This is a genomic window from Nonomuraea sp. H19 (genome assembly GCF_052068215.1).
Classification (GTDB): domain Bacteria; phylum Actinomycetota; class Actinomycetes; order Streptosporangiales; family Streptosporangiaceae; genus Nonomuraea.
Map to the genome: position 1 here is coordinate 194,681 of NZ_JBQHCV010000008.1, position 17,873 is coordinate 212,553.

General features: G+C 69.8%; 13 protein-coding genes. 3 read left to right on the top strand and 10 right to left on the bottom strand.

Annotation, left to right across the window (positions count from 1 at the left end):
- Window positions 1-175: 175 nt before the first annotated feature.
- Together ACTMTI_RS19575 and ACTMTI_RS19580 are read right to left on the bottom strand one after the other, a co-directional pair.
- Window positions 176-1,681: an FHA domain-containing protein gene (locus tag ACTMTI_RS19575; RefSeq protein WP_441121834.1), complete on the bottom strand. Its 1,506-nt coding sequence runs from the start codon at window positions 1,679-1,681 to the stop codon at window positions 176-178.
- 344 nt (window positions 1,682-2,025) lie between these two features.
- The gene (locus ACTMTI_RS19580) at window positions 2,026-3,162 is read right to left on the bottom strand and encodes a site-2 protease family protein (protein WP_441121835.1); all 1,137 of its coding nucleotides are present in this window, start codon (window positions 3,160-3,162) and stop codon (window positions 2,026-2,028) included.
- A 181-nt stretch (window positions 3,163-3,343) separates the two neighbouring features.
- Here ACTMTI_RS19580 and ACTMTI_RS19585 point away from each other — a divergent pair, with 181 nt between their 5' ends.
- The 3 genes from ACTMTI_RS19585 to ACTMTI_RS19595 all read left to right on the top strand — a co-directional run bounded on the left by ACTMTI_RS19585 (window position 3,344) and on the right by ACTMTI_RS19595 (window position 6,349).
- Window positions 3,344-4,204 (top strand): RecB family exonuclease, encoded by an 861-nt coding sequence (locus ACTMTI_RS19585; RefSeq protein WP_441121836.1) that lies wholly within the window; start codon window positions 3,344-3,346, stop codon window positions 4,202-4,204.
- Window positions 4,205-4,511: 307 nt separating this feature from the next.
- A complete protein-coding gene (locus ACTMTI_RS19590) occupies window positions 4,512-5,672 on the top strand; it encodes a sensor histidine kinase (RefSeq protein WP_441121837.1) in 1,161 nt (386 codons plus the stop codon).
- Window positions 5,669-6,349: a response regulator gene (locus tag ACTMTI_RS19595; RefSeq protein WP_441121838.1), complete on the top strand. Its 681-nt coding sequence runs from the start codon at window positions 5,669-5,671 to the stop codon at window positions 6,347-6,349. Before ACTMTI_RS19590 ends, ACTMTI_RS19595 begins: the two co-directional genes overlap by 4 nt.
- Window positions 6,350-6,407: 58 nt before the next feature.
- Here the strand turns inward: ACTMTI_RS19595 and ACTMTI_RS19600 are convergent, their stop codons facing one another.
- The 8 genes from ACTMTI_RS19600 to metH all read right to left on the bottom strand — a co-directional run bounded on the left by ACTMTI_RS19600 (window position 6,408) and on the right by metH (window position 17,600).
- Entirely contained in the window at window positions 6,408-7,391 is a 984-nt protein-coding gene (locus tag ACTMTI_RS19600) for an ABC transporter ATP-binding protein (RefSeq protein ID WP_441122099.1), read from the bottom strand.
- A 44-nt stretch (window positions 7,392-7,435) separates the two neighbouring features.
- Window positions 7,436-8,464: an ABC transporter ATP-binding protein gene (locus tag ACTMTI_RS19605; RefSeq protein ID WP_441121839.1), complete on the bottom strand. Its 1,029-nt coding sequence runs from the start codon at window positions 8,462-8,464 to the stop codon at window positions 7,436-7,438.
- Complete coding sequence (locus ACTMTI_RS19610) at window positions 8,461-9,474, bottom strand: ABC transporter permease (protein WP_441121840.1); 1,014 nt, start codon at window positions 9,472-9,474, stop codon at window positions 8,461-8,463. Before ACTMTI_RS19610 ends, ACTMTI_RS19605 begins: the two co-directional genes overlap by 4 nt.
- A gap of 95 nt (window positions 9,475-9,569) precedes the next feature.
- Window positions 9,570-11,345 (bottom strand): ABC transporter substrate-binding protein, encoded by a 1,776-nt coding sequence (locus ACTMTI_RS19615; RefSeq protein WP_441121841.1) that lies wholly within the window; start codon window positions 11,343-11,345, stop codon window positions 9,570-9,572.
- A gap of 51 nt (window positions 11,346-11,396) precedes the next feature.
- Window positions 11,397-12,395 carry an ABC transporter permease gene (locus ACTMTI_RS19620; protein WP_441121842.1) on the bottom strand — a complete coding sequence of 333 codons (999 nt, stop codon included), beginning with the start codon at window positions 12,393-12,395 and terminating at the stop codon, window positions 11,397-11,399.
- Between the two features lie 342 nt (window positions 12,396-12,737).
- Window positions 12,738-13,226: a cellulose synthase gene (locus tag ACTMTI_RS19625; protein WP_441121843.1), complete on the bottom strand. Its 489-nt coding sequence runs from the start codon at window positions 13,224-13,226 to the stop codon at window positions 12,738-12,740.
- A gap of 97 nt (window positions 13,227-13,323) precedes the next feature.
- Entirely contained in the window at window positions 13,324-13,968 is a 645-nt protein-coding gene (locus tag ACTMTI_RS19630; RefSeq protein WP_441121844.1) for an HAD family hydrolase, read from the bottom strand.
- A 167-nt stretch (window positions 13,969-14,135) separates the two neighbouring features.
- The gene (gene metH, locus ACTMTI_RS19635) at window positions 14,136-17,600 is read right to left on the bottom strand and encodes a methionine synthase (protein WP_441121845.1); all 3,465 of its coding nucleotides are present in this window, start codon (window positions 17,598-17,600) and stop codon (window positions 14,136-14,138) included.
- Between the last annotated feature and the right edge of the window lie 273 nt (window positions 17,601-17,873).

The window sequence follows — 17,873 nt, forward strand, 5'->3', positions numbered from 1 at the left end:
CGCCGCGCCACGGACGCCGGTGCCTCCATCCGTCACCGGCGGACCGGCTTTCCGCCGATCCGGAGAGCGCGAACAAGGCGGCGACGGCCGAGCCGCACGACGTCTCATCGCGACGCCCGCGCCCGCGGCGGCTCGAGGTGCGTACCCCAAGCCTCCAGGGACGTGAGCGGCGGCGTTATCCCCGGTGCGCCTCGAAGCGGAGAGTGCGCGAGACGCCCACGCGGACCGTGGTGCCCGGGGCGATGGTGACGGGCTCGTTGGGCGGGATGTCGTAGAAGTTGGGGTCACCCGGTGGCTGGATCTGCGTGCCGTTCACCGAGCCCAGGTCCACCAGATTGACGTCCCACCCGTCCAGCGCCACCCGCAGGTGCCGGCGCGAGACCGATCCGTCGGGGCTGGTCACCTTTGCGGGCCTGGCGGTGCCGCCGGCCACCTCGGGCGCCCGCTCCGGGTCGCGCCCGAGCAGGTAGTCGGTCTCCAGTGGCAGCGCCGTGCCGTCGTCCAGGATGAGGACGCCGAGCGAGGGGCGCGGACCCTTGTAGGGGACGAGGGTGCGCTGGACCAGGGCGATCCCGCAGACGGCGCAGTAGGGGACGCGGGGGTCGTTGAAGTGGTCGTTCTTGCAGTCGACCCCGTAGACCAGCGGGCGGTCGGCGTGGTCGGCCTGCTGCTCCTGCTGCGGCGGCCCCGGGTGGTCGAACTGGTCGGGCGGGCCGAGCACCGGCGGAGCGGACTGGTCGAAGTGGTCCGGCGCGCCCATGTGCTGCGGGACCTGCTCGGCGGCCCCGTTGCCGGAGGGCAGCGGCTCGTCGTAGGACGGGAACTGCTGCTGCGGCTCGGAGAGGTGCGGCGGCTGCTGGTCCTGCGGGTGGAAGGGCGGCTGCTGGTCCTGGTGGGGCAGATAAGGCGGCGGCTGGTCCTGCGGCGTGTGGAACTGCTGCTGGTCGTGGGGCGGGTGGAAGTCCTGCTGCGGGTGGAAGGGCGGCGGCTGGTCCTGCTGCGGCGGGTAGGGCGGCTGCTCCATGGCCTGGGGCACGGGCTGGGGGCCCGAAGGCGGGCCCGCGATGACCGGCGGCTGGTCGGCCATCGGGTACGGCGGGCGCTCGACCTGCTGCGGGGCCGGCTGCTGGATCAGGTCGGGCTCGATGTGGAAGGCGGTGTCGGGCATCTCCTTGGTCAGCGGCCTGGAGGGGGCGGGGGCGGAGGGCTGGTCGGTGAGTTCGCCCACGAGACCGCCGCCGTGCACCACGCCGCCCTCGAAGCGCACCGCGGGGTGCGGGCTGCCGGCGTCGGGCAGGCTCAGCTCGACACGGTCGACAGGGCCGGTGACGAGCCGGTCGGCCCAGGTCAGCGAGTCGCTGCCGGCCAGCCGCGTCTCGCCCGACGAGGTGCCGATCGTGGCCGCGGCCGAGCCGCTGACCAGCACGGCCACGCCGCCGCCCACGGGACCCGCGACCGCGCACGTGACCGGGTCACCGGCCATGTTGGCGGCCAGCACCTGGGCGGCGCGGCGGGCCAGCGCCCTGCCGTCGCCACCGGAGGCGGCCGTCTCACGCAGCGCCTCGAGCAGGCCGTCGGCCGCGACCTCGCCCGCGTCGCACACCAGCAGCAGCCCGCCCAAGTACGCGACCAATCCGTTTCCAGGAAGCGGACGCACCACTCCGAAGCCTTGGTCGGTCATGCGTCCTCCCTCATGACCACCGTGCTGCGCTCATTGGTGCCCTCGCTGCGCTCGGTCACTCAACTCTCCTCCCCGGAAGCCGGCGATGTTACGGCACCCGCACTGCCGTGCTGGCCACCAGCCATACGCATACCCAGACGTCGAGGCCGTGTCGCGGACCCGTCGTCTCGATTCGGTGAACCGGTGGACCGCAACAAACCCCTTAACTGTGCAAGTCTGGCGAAACAGAACACTATCGGCCAGTCGTCGCCTCACAGAAATCGCCGGAGCCCGTACGATCCGGCCACCCGAAACTGCTGGACACGACCCTAGCCGGGGGCCGCCGCTTAAACGAGTGGGACAAATCAGACGCCGGTGAAAACCCGGTTCACATCGGCGGTGGCGAGGACGCCGTAGATCTCGCCGCCGTGCTCCACGAGCAGGTATTCGCTGCCGGGGGCCGCTCGCATGGCGTCGATGAGCGGCTCGCCGGTCAGGTCCGCCGCGAGGATCATGGCGGGCTCCAGGGATTTGGCCAGGGAGCCGACGTTCACCCAGGGGCGGCGGTGCTCGGGGGTGGCCTGTACGGCGGCCTCGTTGACGATCGCGAGGGGCTTGCCGTCGTGGTCGACCACCACCAGCGCGCCGGCTCTGCTCTCGGTGGCCTGCCGCAGCGCCTCGGCCAGCGGCGTCTCGGCGGGCACCGGGATCGCCCTGCGGGCCAGGGCGCGCGCGTTGACCTGCGGGATCCTGGCCCGGATCTTGGCCACGCGCAGCGACTGGGTGGCGCCGAGCCAGATGAACGAGGCCAGCACCAGCGGCCACAGCAGGTCGGTGAAGTCGACCTCCTGCCCGCTGGTCAGCGCCGTCGCGATCGGCCAGACGACCAGGAGCACGGCCAGGACCCGGCCGCCCCAGGCGGCCACGATGGTGCCGGTGCCGGGGTTGCGGGTGAGCTTCCACACACCGGCGCGCAGCATCCGGCCGCCGTCGAGAGGCAGCCCCGGCAGCAGGTTGAACACGCCGACGATGAGGTTGGACACCCACAGCTGCCAGATGAGCACCTCGGGGATGCCGCCGTCGTTGATCACGTAGACGTCGGCGACCAGGCCGAGCCCGGCCAGTCCGAGCGAGAGCGCCGGACCTGCCGCGGCGACCAGGAACTCCTTGCCGGGCGTCGGCGGCTCCTTCTCGATCTCGGACACGCCGCCGAGGAGGTAGAGGGTGATCCTGCGCACTGGCAGGCCGTAGGCCTTGGCCAGGATGCTGTGGGCCAGCTCGTGCAGCAGCACCGAGATGTACAGCAGCACCGCGAACACGAACGCCACCGCGTACGCGGCCGTGCTGTCGAGTTCGGGCAGCATCTGGCGGACCCGCGGCCCGAACATCATCGTGATGAAGGCCGCGACGATGAACCACGTCCACGAGACGTACACAGGAATGCCGAACGGCTTCCCCATCCTGAGACCGGAGAACTCCTGTCGCGGGCTCTGCTCGCTCACCGCACTCCTTGACCGTTTCGCCGCCGGGAGACCACCCGCCGGCGGCCGGGCCCGGCCGCGGTCGGTATCGCAGGTTTCCCAGTGGTACGTGCTGTTGCTGCCTTGATGCTACGCGCCGCAGCAGCGCGATCATCCTTCCGCGGGCGTTATTCTGTCGGGGTCTTGACCTAGAGTGCGGTGCATGACGTTGACCGAGCCGGTGATCATCGGAGCTCTCTCCCCGTCCCGGGCGGGCGATTTCATGACCTGTCCGCTCCTCTACCGCTTCCGGGTGATCGACCAGTTGCCGGAGAAACCCTCGCAGGCGGCGGTGCGCGGCACGGTCGTCCACGCGGTCCTGGAGCGCCTTTACGACCTTCCGGCGCCGCGCCGCTCGGTGCAGGCGGCGCTGGATTTACTGCAGCCGCAGTGGGAGCGGATGCTGGCCGACGAGCCGCACTACGCGGGGATGTTCGCCGACGAGGCCGAGCAGGCCGAGTGGCTGGCGCAGGCGCGCGGCATGCTGGAGCGCTACTTCACGCTGGAGGACCCGACCCGGCTGGAGCCCGCCGAGCGCGAGCTCTACGTGGAGGCGGTCCTGGACGGCGGGCTGATGCTGCGGGGCTACGTCGACCGGCTGGACGTGGCGCCGACCGGCGAGGTCCGGGTGGTGGACTACAAGACGGGCAGCGCGCCAGGGCGGGACTTCGAGGCCAAGGCGCTGTTCCAGATGAAGTTCTACGCGCTGGTGCTGTGGCGGCTGCGCGGCCGGGTGCCGCGGCTGCTGCAGCTGGTCTATCTGGGCGGGACGGGCGAGGTGCTGCGGTACGCGCCTGATGAGGCCGACCTGCTGGCCACCGAGCGCAAGGTGATGGCGTTGTGGACGGCGATCGAGCGGTCGCTGGAGACGGGCGAGTGGCGGGCGCGCCGCAGCCGGCTGTGCGACTGGTGCGACCACCAGGCCCTGTGCCCGGAGTTCGGCGGCACCCCTCCACCGGTGCCCGACCGCCAGCCCGGCGACACCGTGCGCAGCAACAGACGCTCGGCCACCGACGAGCTCTGACCCCGTCCACACGGACCCGCCGTGCCGGTCTCGTAGCGAAGGGTGCGCGAGGTGTCCCCCGCGCCGCCTCCAGAACGCCGCGTGCGGGCACACCGGGGCTGAGGCAGCCCAGGCCGGCCCCCTGAGCAGCCGATGCGCCGCGAACGCGCCCGGCAAAAGGCCGGCGACGGCGAGGCCGGGCGACGGCCGGCGCGGCGGTCGCGCGCTCAGGGGCCGGGCGGGCACGCCCAGGACGATGGGGACGTATCAGGGGCAATCCTCCCGAGGGAGGAGGTCGGGGGCTCTCACCTGGTCCTACAGTGAAGCGGTGCGCATCGAGCGAACCAGGTTCCACGACACGGTCCTAGCCGTGGTGGTGGCCGCGGCCTCGGTGGCGCTGTTCGTGCTCTACACCCCCGAAGAGCCGCTCGCCGAGGAGGGACGGGAGGCGGACGGGTTCGGGGCGGTGCTGGTGGTGCTGGCTTGCGTCCCGGTGGCGGCGCGCCGGCGGTGGCCACTGGCGGCCCTGTGCGCGGCGCTGGTGCCGCAGACGTCGCTGGCGCTGCTCGGCTACGGTCCCGGCGTGGCCGGCCTGCCCGGGCTGGTGCTGCTGTATTCGGTGGCCTCCCATCGGGGGCTGGCGGTGGCGCTGGGCGGGCTGCTGGCCTCGATGACGGCCTACGTCGTGGGCACGGTCGCCGGCCCGGCCAGGGCGGCGAGCTGGAGCGACCAGCTGGTCGTCGCCGTGGTGCTGGGGGCGGTCTGGGGCGCGGGCCGGAGCCTGCGGCTGCGCCGGGCGTACCTGGAGGAGCTGCGGGACCGGGCGGCGCGGCTGGAGCGGGCGCACGCGGCCGACACGCGGGCCGCGCGCGCCGAGGAGCGCTCGCGGATCGCCCGCGAGCTGCACGACGTGGTCGCCCACCACGTCAGCGTGATGATCGTGCAGGCCGCGGCGGCGCGCAAGGTGCTGGCCTCCGATCCGGAGCTGGCGGGCGAGGCGCTGTCGGCGATCGAGCACACGGGCCGGATGGCGATGACGGAGATGCGCAACATCGTCGGCGTGCTGCGTACCGACGCCCGTGCCGAGCTGGGCCCGCAGCCGGGCCTCAAGGACCTGCCGGCGCTGGTGGAGCAGATGCGGGAGGCGGGGCTGGCGACCCGGCTGCTGGTGGAGGGCGAGCCGCGGCCGCTGCCGGCGGGTGTGGACCTGGCGGCCTACCGGCTGGTCCAGGAGGGGCTGACGAACAGCCTGCGGCACGCCGGCTCCGGGGCGACGGCGGTGGTGACCGTCCGGCACAAGCCGCGCGAGCTGGACGTGCGGGTGGAGGACGACGGTACGGGCGGGTCAGGGGTGTCCCCGCGATCGGGGCATGGTTTGGTCGGCATTCGCGAACGGGTGGCACTCTATGGTGGAATCCTGAGCATCGGTCCGCTACCGGGGGGCGGTTTCGAAGTGCGGGCGAGGTTCCCGTTGAAGGACGGACAATGACGATCAGAGTGCTGCTGGTGGACGACCAGCCGCTGCTGCGTACCGGATTCCGCCTGATCCTGGAGGCCGAGCCCGATATCACGGTGGTGGGACAGGCCGGTGACGGCAAGGACGCGATGGAGCAGACGCGGGCGCTGCTGCCGGACGTGGTGCTGATGGACATCCGGATGCCCGGGGTCGACGGCATCGAGGCGACGCGGCGGATCGTGCGGGACGCGGCGCCGGCGGCGCACGTGCCGAAGGTGCTGGTGCTGACGACGTTCGATCTGGACGAGTACATCGTGGAGGCGCTGCGCGCCGGCGCCTCCGGGTTCCTGCTGAAGGACGTGCCGCCGGACGAGCTGGTGCAGGCGATCCGGGTGGTGGCGGCCGGCGACGCGATCGTGGCGCCGAGCGTCACGCGGCGGCTGCTGGACAGGTTCGCCAAGCGGCTGCCGTCGGCGTACGAGCAGACCGCTCCCGCGCGGCTGGACCGGCTGACCGAGCGGGAGCTGGAGGTGCTGCGGCTGATCGCCAAGGGCATGTCCAACGCGGAGATCGCGGCCAAGCTCGTGGTGAGCGAGACGACGGTCAAGACGCACGTCGGCAACGTGCTGACCAAGCTGGGACTGCGGGACCGCGTGCAGGCCGTGGTGCTCGCCTACGAGACCGGGCTGATCACGCCGGGCGCCTCCTGAGCGGCCGCCTTCCGGGCGCCGCTCAGGAGGTCACGGCTTCTGGGCGCCGCTCAGGCGGTCACGGCTTATGGACGGCCGCGGCGGCGGTCTCGGGGACGTTCTCCGGGAAGTGGCAGGCGACGCGGTGCCCGCCGGCCAGCTCCTCCAGCGGCGGCTCGACCGTCTTGCAGATCTCCTGCGCCTTCCAGCAGCGGGTGTGGAACCGGCAGGCGGGCGGCGGGTTGAGCGGGCTCGGCACGTCGCCGGTCAGCCGGATGCGCGCGCGTTCCTTGCGCGCCTGGGGGTCGGGCACGGGCACGGCCGACATCAGGGCGTTGGTGTACGGGTGCATGGGTGCGCCGTAGAGCTTCTTGCGGTCGGCGATCTCGACGATCTTGCCGAGGTACATGACGGCGACCCGGTCGCTGATGTGCCGCACCACCGACAGGTCGTGGGCGATCACGACGTAGGTCAGGTCCAGTTCGTTCTGCAGGTCTTCGAGCAGGTTGACGACCTGGGCCTGGATGGACACGTCGAGCGCGGAGACCGGCTCATCGGCGATGATCAGCTTGGGCTTGAGCGCGAGCGTGCGGGCGATGCCGATGCGCTGCCGCTGCCCGCCGGAGAACTCGTGCGGGTAGCGGTTGTAGTGCTCGGGGCTGAGCCCGACCATGGCGAGGATGTCCTGGACGGCCTTCTTGATGCCGTTCTCTGTCTGGATGCCCTGGATGCGGAACGGCGCGCCGACGATGGCGCCGACCGTGTGGCGGGGGTTGAGCGACGAGTACGGGTCCTGGAAGATCATCTGCATGTCGCGGCGGAGCGGCCTGAGCTTGCCCTGCGGCATATGCGTGATGTCCTGGCCCTCGAAGATCACCTTGCCCGCGGTGGGTTCGAGCAGGCGGGTGACGAGGCGGCCGGTGGTGGACTTGCCGCAGCCGGACTCCCCCACCAGGCCGAGCGTCTCGCCCTTGAACACGTCGAAGCTGATCCCGTCGACCGCCTTGACGGCGCCGACCTGCCGCTTGAGCAGGCCCTTGGTCACGGGGAAGTGCTTTTCCATGTTCTGCACGGAAAGCAGCGGCTCGTTGCCGGTCACAGACTCGGTCACGGGGTCTCCAGCACTGGCTTGATCTCGTTCTCCCACAGTGCCCGCCGTTCCGTTCTGTCCATATGGCAGCGCACCAGGTGGCCGCCCTCGGTCTCGGCCAGGGCGGGCACTTCGGTCCTCGCCTTGTCGCCGGTCTTGTCGGCGTACGGGCAGCGCGGATGGAAGGCGCAGCCCGGCGGCACGTTGATCAGCGACGGCGGGGAACCCTTGATCGGCAGCAGCCGCTCGGTGGGCTCCCGGTCGAGGCGGGGCATCGACCCAAGTAGACCCCAGGTGTAGGGATGCTCGGGACGGTAGAAGATGTCGTCGGCGGAGCCGTACTCGATGCACTTGCCGCCGTACATGACCAGGATGTCGTCGGACAGCTCGGCCACCACACCCAGGTCGTGGGTGATGATGATCAGCGCGGAGTTGAACTCGCGCTGCAGGTCGACCATGAGGTCGAGGATCTGGGCCTGCACGGTCACGTCGAGCGCCGTGGTGGGCTCGTCGGCGATGAGCAGCTCCGGGTCGTTGGACAGGGCCATGGCGATCATGGCGCGCTGCCGCATGCCCCCGGAGAACTGGTGGGGGTAGTCGTCGACCCGGCGGGTGGGCTCGGGGATGCCGACCCGGCCCAGCATGTCGATCGCGTGCTTGCGCGCGACCTTCTTGGTGACGTCGTGGTGGATCCGGTAAGCCTCGATGATCTGGTCGCCGACCGAGTAGTACGGGTGCATGGACGACAGCGGATCCTGGAAGATCATGGCCATCTTCTTGCCGCGGAGCTGCCGTACGTATTCGTTGCCGGCGCTGACCAGCTCGTTGCCGTCGAGCCAGATCTCTCCGGAGATGCGGGCGTTGCCGCCCTTGTGCAGGCCGAGGATGCCGAGGCTGGTGACGCTCTTGCCGGAGCCGGACTCGCCGACGATCCCGAGCGTCTTGCCGCGCTCCAGCGCGAACGACAGCCCGTCGACCGACTTGACCAGGCCGTCTTCGGTCGGGAAGTGGATGTGCAGGTCCTTGACGTCGAGGAACGCGTTCACGCCAGCCTCACTCTCGGGTCGACCACCGCGTAGAGGAGGTCCACGACCAGGTTGGCCACGACCACGAACAGGGCCGCGAGGAGCGTCACGCCCATGACCGCGGGAAGGTCGTTGTTGGAGATCGCGTCGACCGCGTATTTGCCCAGCCCGTTGAGCGAGAACGTGGTCTCGGTCAGCACGGCGCCGCCCATCAGCAGCCCGAAGTCCAGGCCGAAGACGGTGAGCAGGGGGGTCAGCGCGGCGCGCAGGCCGTGCTTGACGACGACCTTGCGCTCGACCAGGCCCTTGGCCCGGGCGGTGCGGATGTAGTCCTCACCCATGGTCTCCAGCATGCCCGCCCTGGTGAGCCTCGCGTAGGTGGCGGCGAACAGCAGCGCCAGCGTGATCCAGGGCAGGATCAGGCTGTAGGCCCATTGCGCGGGATCGATGGTGATGTCGGTCCAGGCACCGCCCGGCGCGGTCCAGCCCAGGCCGTAGCTGAAGAACGACAGCGAGATCATGCCGGTGAAGAAGATCGGCAGTGACACTCCGGCCAGGGCCACGCCCATGGCCGATCTGTCGAAGAAACTGCCGCGGCGCAGGGCCGACAGCACGCCCGTCGCCACACCGCCGAGCGCCCACAGGATCGCCGCGCCGATGCCGAGGGACAGGGTGACCCTGGCGCGGTCGAGCAGGTTCGGCCAGATGGGCTGCTGGTTGATGAAGGAATACCCGAAGCAGGGCGCGGGGCAGCTCTCTACCGACGTGCCGGTGTCGTAGTCGGCCCCGAGCACGATCCCCTTGACGAACCGCCCGTACTGAACGGCCAGCGGGTCGTAGAAGCCGAGCCGCTCCGCGACCAATTTGAGGGTCTCGTCACCGGCCGTCCTGCCGACGTACCGGGCAGCGAACCCCTCAGGGGTGGCACCCGCCAGGCGCGGCACCAAGAAGAAGATCGCGAAGGTGACCATGCTGACGATGAGCAGCATCGCCACGGCGCCGATCACGCGCCTGATGATGTATGTGACCACTGTGCCCGGCTCCGGCCGCCGGCCCGGTTCGGGGTTCCCCCGTCCCGGGCCGGCGGCCTGCTGCCTTCACCTGCCAATCTCGGTGTGTTCGAGAGTTACTGCTGGACGCCCATGCCGACGTAGTCGTACATCTGCTGGGAGTCGCTGATGAACACGTTCGTCACGCCCTTGCCCCGCATGAAGAGGGCCTTGCCGTACACGCTGGGCATGACGACGGCCTGGTCCATGACGAGCTGGTCGACCTGGGCCCACATCTCGCCGCGCTTGGTGGCGTCGGGCTCGGCCTTGATCTGGTCGATCATCTTGTCGACCTCGGGGATCTTGACGCTCAGGTTGTAGTTACCCGCCGCCCGGATGTCCCGGCTGTCCGTGATCGCCTGCAGGAAGCCGTAGGTGTCGGGGTAGTCGGAGCCCCAGCCGTTGATGGCCAGGCCGATCTTGTTCTCCTTGACGAAGGCCGGCTTGCCCGCGTACAGGGCGAAGTAGTCGTCCTGCGGGTACGGCTTGAGCGTCAGCTTGATGCCGACCTTGGCGAGCGCCTGCTGCAGCGACTCGGCCGCGGCCTTCTCCTTGGGCCGCTCGGTGCGGTAGGAGATGTTGGTCTCGAACCCGTTGGGCTGGCCGCACTTGGTCAGGTGCTCCTTGGCCTTGACCGGGTCGCCCTTGTCTCCGGGCGTCTTGTACGTCGTGATGTCCTTGTGACCGGCCATGCTCGGCGGGATCATGCCGGTGGCGATGATGCCGCCGGTCTCACCGCCGTAGGAACGCTGGAGGCTCGTGCGGTCGGCGGCCAACAGGATGGCCTTGCGGCAGTCGATGTTGTCCAGCGGCGGCACGTCCGGAATGACCGAGGTGTACCAAGTGCGCTGCTGCGTCGGGTTGTCGGTGCGGGCCAGCAGCGAGGGGTCGCCGAGGACCTTGGGCAGCGCGGCGGCGCCGATCCCCAGCCCGTCCACCGCCACCTGCACGTCACCGGAGACGATCCGGTTGTCCAGGTCGTCGGCGTTGACCTTGGTCTGGACCTCGATGCGGTCGGGCAGCGCCGGCCTGTTCGGGTCGGTCGCCGGGTCCCACTGGTCGTTGCGCACCAGGGTGAAGCCCTTGCCGATCTCGTTGGTCTCGAACTTGTACGGACCCGTGGAGACGACGTGCTCCTGGTACTTCGTACCGGTGTCCTTGTCCTTCGGGACCGGCATCGTCATCGGCATCTGCATGATGTAGTCGAACAGGCCGAAGGGCTGGTTCAGGTGGAAGACGATCGTCTGATCGTCGGGCGTCTCGATCGCCGAGGAGATGTCGGCGTCCTTGTCCTTCAGCCCGCCCTTGTAGCCCTTGGGCCAGTCGAGCAGCGCGTTGAGGTAGGTCGGCCCGTTCGGGAAGACCTCCTTGTCGAACTGGCGCGCCACGGCGTAGGCGACGTCCTTGGAGGTGACCGGGGTGCCGTCTTCGAACTTGACGCCCTTGCGCAGCGTGTAGGTCCAGGTCTTGGCGTCGTCGCTGGACTTGCCCAGGCTCTCGGCCAGGTCGGGGACGAGCGTGTTGCCGTCCGCGCCGGGGGCGGCCTTGAACATCAGCAGGGCTCGGCCGTACAGGCGGGCGAAGTTGAGCGAGTAGCCGTAGTAGGTGTTGCCCGGGTCGAGGCTGTCCCAGTCGGCCGTGTTCGCCATCTTGAGCGTGCCGCCCTTCTTGTCAGAAGGGTTCCAGATCTTGCCGATCGCGGCGTCGGCCTCGTCCTTGGCACCGGATCCCGCGGTCTGCGAGCTACCGCCCTGACCAGGGCTTTGGGTCGGAGTGCCGCCACAGGCCGAAAGGCCCAGGGCCAGAGCCGCGCCCAGGGCGGCGGTGATGATGGAGGATTTTCTTCTTAGCAAGGTGTCGCACCCCTTTGGATGTGGAAGCTGAGAAAGGGAGACGTGGACCGCTCAGCGCTTGCCGCGCGGGTCGAGTGCGTCGCGCAGGCCGTCACCGAAGAGGTTGAAGGCCAGCACGGTGATGAAGATGGCCAAGCCGGGGAAGAGCATGAAGTGCGGAATCGTGTAGAACCGCGCCGCGTCGGAGAGCATGCCGCCCCAGGTGGGGGTCGGCGCGCGGACGCCCACGCCGAGGAACGACAGTGCCGCCTCGAACAGGATGTTCGACGGGATCAGCAGCGTCGAGTAGATCAGGATCGGTGCGATCAGGTTGGGCAGCAGCTCGCGGAAGATGATGTACGGCCCGCGGGCGCCGAGGCTCCTGGCGGCGTCGACGAACTCGCGCTCGCGCAACGAGAGCGTCTGACCCCGGATGATCCGGCCCAGATAGGGCCAGTTGAAGAACCCGATGATGAAGATCAGCAGAGCCACTCGCAGCGTGTCGCCGGTCAGGCCGAACGCCTCATCGGGGATGACACCGGCCAGCGCGAGGGCGAACACCAGGATGGGGAAGGCGAGGAAGACGTCCATCGCCCGGCCGATCAACGTGTCGACCCAGCCGCCGAAGTATCCGGCGATCACGCCGAGCGTGGCGCCGATCACGACCGACAGCAGCGTGGCGAGGAAGGCGATCAGCAGCGAGATCCGCGCGCCGTAGACCACCCGGCTGAAGATGTCGCGGCCGTTCTGCGGCTCGACGCCGAACAGGAAGTCGGAGCTGATGCCGCCGAAGGGTGCCAAGGGAGCCATCGTCCGGCTGTTGGTCAGATCCTCGTGGTACTCGAGGGGGTCATGGCCCAGCCACTTGACGATGAGCGGGGCGAAGACGGCCACCAGGATGAGGAAGATGATCACGCCGGCCCCGGCGATCGCCACCTTGTCTCGCTTCAGCCGGCGCCACGCGATCTGCCCGAGCGAGCGTCCCTCGATGGCCTTGCCCTCGGCTCCTGCGAGCAGCGTGTCGGACGGCGCCGTCGCGGCCGACTCCGGCACGTCCAGCGGAGCGGTCACGCGATCCCCTCCGCCTCTGCCATCGGCCGCGACCCCATCGGGTCATGCGCCCGCGCGACCAAGGTAATGCGCATACTTCCTGGCCCCCTGGATTCCAGACGACGACTCCCAGCCGAGCGATTGCCCGATCAGGGTATGCCGCTCGCGCTCAGCGGAACCGCATGTCACGGCCCCAGGACGCAGAATGTATGCGCTGAACTGCTGTGACTAGCCCTTAAGTGCCCCCTGTGGCTCAACTGTGATTGACGCGAAACTCATTCGTATCGATCTTGAAGAGTATGTCTACAGCCCGTCCCGATTGCGTCTCAGAACTGTGACAGAACCGGGAGGCGCGCGCCGGATTCAGCTGATACCACGGCGTTTGAGCAACTCCTCGATATCGGCGAAATCGTCGTCGCCTTTACTCGCTTTTGGCGCGCTCGCGGCCTGCTGCTTTTTACCGGCGACGGCCGGCTTGTTCGCCGAAGGCTGAACGGGTTGCTGCGCCGGAGCGTCGGACTTCTTCCGGCCGCCGGCCAGCTTCAGTTTCCTGCCGCGCATAACCCCCGACACGACGAACAGCACCACCGACAGCCCCGCGACGGCCACACCGACCCACACGGTCGGGTTGAATACCAGGCTCGTCACGAAGCCCACCACGGTGGTGCCGATGGTCCACAGCGCCTGCAGCGCGCCGGTCAAATAGGCCGCCACCGGCAGCAGCGCCCACGCCGCCATCCGCAGGCCGGAGGCCGCTCCCTTACGCCTGAAAGCCAGGAAACTGAGCACCAGTCCGGCGATGGTCACTCCGGCGCACAATGGCAGCCAGGCGATCGTGCTGAAGGTGTCCAAAATGCCTCCCCCTCGTCGTGGCTCCTGTCTCCATCCTGGCACGCGAAGGCCCGCTCGCTTCCTCCGCGAGAACCACTTTTCCCTTAGGGGAGGCCCCTCAGGCGCCCAGGAGGCCCCTCAGGTCCACGACCCCGACCTCTGTCAGGGACGAGACCACCAGGCGGCCCGGCGCCGGCTCGATGGGCAGCAGGCTGGGGACGGCCACCACCGCGCAGCCCGCGGCGGTGGCGGCGGCGACGCCGTTGGGCGAGTCCTCCAGCACCACGCACCGCACGGGCTCGACCCCGAGCAGCTCCGAGGCCGTCAGGTACGGCTCCGGGTCCGGCTTCGTACGCGTGACGTCGTCGGCGGTGACGATGACGTCGAACCGGTCGCGGCCCACGCTCTTGAGCACCGCCTCGGCGATCTCTTTCAGCGACGAGGTGACCAGCCCGACGGGCACCCCCTCGTCGCGCAGCGCGTCGAGGAGCTCCGACGCGCCCGGCATGACGCGCACCCCTTGACTCAGGCGCGACACCATGCCCGTGGTCATCCACTCCTGCACCGTCTCGGGGTTCACGTCGGAGCCCGACACGGCGAGCATGTAGTCGAGCGTGCGTTCCATGGAGCCGCCGACCAGGTGGGCCTGGTGCTCGGGCGTCCACGACGCGCCGAGCCTGGCCATCACCTCGGTCTCGATCTCCAGCCACACCTTCTCGCTGTCGACGAGCAGCCCGTCCATGTCGAAGAAGACCGCTTGCATGCTTATTGCCTCACTCCGTTCGGCGGGCTCGGTCGCCATATGCCGCCCTGCACATGGCCTCACTCCGTGAGGCGGCTCGGTCGCCGAACGACGCCGCCTTCCCCTGATCGGTGGTGTGTGCGTGCCATTCTCGCCATACGGGCGTGAACGGCGGGCGACCCCGGGGGTCAGACGTTGAAGTATTTGGCCTCGGGATGGTGGGCGACCAGCGCGGAGGTGGCCTGCTCCGGGTGGAGCTGGAACTCCTCCGAGAGCGTGACGCCGATGCGCTCCGGGTCGAGCAGCTCGAACAGCTGCACCTGGTCCTCCAGGTTGGGGCAGGCCGGGTAGCCGAAGGAGTAGCGGCAGCCCTGGACGTTGACCTTGAGCATGTCGTCGAGCGACTCGTCGCCGCCGATGCCCCACTCCGCGCGGACCCGGGCGTGCCAGTATTCGGCCAGCGCCTCGGTCAGCTGCACCGACAGGCCGTGCAGCTCCAGGTAGTCGCGGTAGGCGTCCTTGGCGAACAGCTCGGCCGTGGCCTCGGAGATCTTCTGCCCCATGGTGGCGACCTGGAAGCCGACCACGTCGACCTCGCCGGAGTCCTTGCCGCGGAAGAAGTCCGACAGGCACAGGTGGCGGTCACGGCGCTGGCGCGGGAAGGTGAAGCGGGTGCGCTCCCTGCCGCCCTCGTCGAGGACGATCAGTGAGTCGCCGTCGCTGACGCACGGGAAGTGGCCGTAGACGACGGCCGCCTCCAGCAGGCCCTCGGTCTGGATGCGTTCGAGCCACATGCGCAGCCGCGGCCGGCCCTCGGTCTCGACGAGCTCCTCATAGCCGGGCCCGTCGCCGCCCCTGGTGGGCTTGAGCCCCCACTGGCCGAGGAACAGGGCCCGCTCGTCCAGGAAGGCGGAGTAGTCGGCCAGCGAGATGCCCTTGACGACGCGGTCGCCGTAGAAGGGCGGCGTCGGCACCGGGTTGTCGGCGGCCACGTCGGAGCGGGCGGGCAGCTCCTCGACCGGCGTACGGGTGAGCACGGCCCCGGTCTTGACCCGCCGCTCGCGCAGCGGCGGCAGCGTCGCGCCGGCGACGCCGCGCTTGACGGCCATGAACGCGTCCATCAGCCGCAGCCCCTCGAACGCGTCGCGGGCGTAGCGCACCTCGCCCTTGAACAGCTCGGCCAGGTCCTGCTCGACGTAGGCGCGGGTCAGGGCGGCGCCGCCGAGCAGCACGGGGTATTTCTGCGACAGGCCCCTGGAGTTCATCTCCTCCAGGTTCTCCTTCATGATGACCGTCGACTTGACCAGCAGCCCCGACATGCCGATGACGTCGGCCTTCTGCTCGTCGGCGGCCTCCAGGATGGCCGAGACCGGCTGCTTGATGCCGAGGTTGACCACCTGGTAGCCGTTGTTGGACAGGATGATGTCGACGAGGTTCTTGCCGATGTCGTGCACGTCGCCCTTGACGGTGGCCAGCACGATGCGGCCCTTCGTCTCGCCCTCGACGCGCTCCATGTGGGGCTCGAGGTAGGCGACCGCGGCCTTCATCACCTCGGCGGACTGCAGCACGAACGGCAGCTGCATCTGCCCGGACCCGAACAGCTCGCCCACCGTCTTCATGCCGTCCAGCAGCACGTCGTTGATGATCTCCAGGGCGGGCCGCTGCTCCAGCGCGGTGTCGAGGTCGGCCTCCAGGCCCTTGCGCTCGCCGTCGATGATGCGCCGCTTGAGCCGCTCGTACAGCGGCAGCGCGGCCAGCTCCTCGGCCTTGCCCGCGCGCATGGCGGCGGCGTCGACGCCCTCGAACAGGTCCATGAACCGCTGCAGCGGGTCGTAGCCCTCGCGGCGGCGGTCGTAGACCATGTCGAGCGCGACCTGGCGCTGCTCGTCGGGGATGCGGGCCATCGGCAGGATCTTGGAGGCGTGCACGATGGCGGAGTCGAGCCCGGCGTTGACGCACTCGTTGAGGAACACCGAGTTGAGCACCATGCGGGCGGCCGGGTTGAGGCCGAAGCTGATGTTGGACAGGCCCAGCGTGGTCTGCACGCCCGGGTAGCGGCGCTTGAGCTCGCGGATGGCCTCGATGGTCTCCAGGCCGTCGCGCCTGGTCTCCTCCTGGCCGGTGGCGATGGGGAAGGTGAGGCAGTCGACGATGATGTCCTCGACCCGCATCCCCCAGTTGGTGGTCAGGTCCTCGATGAGGCGGGTGGCCACGCGCACCTTCCACTCGGCGGTGCGGGCCTGGCCCTCCTCGTCGATGGTGAGCGCGACCACGGCCGAGCCGTGCTCGCGGACGAGACGCATGATCTTCTGGAAGCGGGAGTCGGGGCCGTCGCCGTCCTCGTAGTTGACGGAGTTGACGGCGGCGCGGCCGCCGAGCATCTCCAGCCCGGCCTGCAGCACCGCGGGCTCGGTCGAGTCGAGCATGATCGGCAGGGTGGAGGCGGTAGCGAAGCGGAAGGCCAGCTCCTTCATGTCGGCCACGCCGTCGCGGCCGACGTAGTCGACGCACAGGTCGAGCATGTGGGCGCCGTCGCGGGCCTGGTCGCGGGCCGTCTCCACGCAGTCGTCCCAGCGGCCCTCCAGCATCGCCTCGCGGAAGGCCTTGGAGCCGTTGGTGTTGCAGCGCTCGCCGATGGCCAGGTAGGAGGTGTCCTGGCGGAACGGCACGGTCTGATAGAGCGAGGACGCGCCCGGCTCGGGGTGCGGGCGGCGCGGCTCGGTCTGCTTGCCGCGCACCCCTTCGACGACCTGGCGCAGGTGCTCGGGGGTGGTGCCGCAGCAGCCGCCGACCAGGGACAGGCCGTAGTCGCGGGTGAAGGTGGCGTGCGCGTCGGCCAGCTCCTGCGCGCTGAGCGGGTAGTAGGCGCCGTCGGAGGTCAGCACCGGCAGGCCCGCGTTGGGCATGCAGCTGAGCTTGAGCCGCGAGTGGCGGGCGAGGTAGCGCAGGTGCTCGCTCATCTCGGCGGGGCCGGTCGCGCAGTTGAGCCCGATGACGTCGATGCCGAGCGGCTCGATCGCGGTCAGCGCGGCGCCGATCTCGGAGCCGAGCAGCATCGCGCCGTTGGTCTCGATCGTCACCTGCGCGATGATCGGCACGTCCCGGCCGGACGCCTCGACGGCCCGCTTGGCGCCGATGACGGCGGCCTTGACCTGGAGCAGGTCCTGGCAGGTCTCGATGATCAGAGCGTCGGCGCCGCCCGCGATCAGGCCCGCGGCGTTGTCGCGGTAGGCGTCGCGCAGGCTCGCGTACGGCATGTGGCCGAGCGTGGGCAGCTTGGTGCCGGGGCCCATGGAGCCGAGCACGAAGCGCGGGTGGTCGGGCGTGGCCCAGTGGTCGGCGGCCTCGCGCGCGATCCTGGCGCCGGCCTCGGAGTATTCGTAGACCTGTGCGGACAGGTCGTATTCGCCCAACGCGGCGAGGTTGGCGCCGAAGGTGTTGGTCTCGACGCAGTCGACGCCGACGGCGAAGTAGGCGTCGTGGACGCCGCGCACGATGTCGGGGCGGGTGACGTTGAGCACCTCGTTGCAGCCCTCGTGGCCGTGAAAGTCGTCGAGCGTCGGGTCCTGAGCCTGAAGCATCGTGCCCATTGCGCCGTCGGCAACGACCACACGCTGAGACAACACTTCTCGGAAGGACGGGGAGATGCTCATGGGGTAGAGCTTATCGGGTGCGGTTCGAGGGCTGGTCGAACACCGATCGGCGTGCCGCGCGCCGCCCCTTGCCCCGTGCGCCGCGCGGCCGCGCGGGGCACCGGGGCGGTGGCGTGCGGGTGGGCGGCGCGGCCGAGTGGGCTCCGCGGTCGCGGGTGCGCGGGATCTCCTTTTGCGGAGCCGCCGCCCCATCGCCGTCCTGCCAGTACCGCGGCCTGTACGGCGAGCGCGGAGCGTTCGCGGAGAGATCGGTGACGCCGACACCCCCTGACC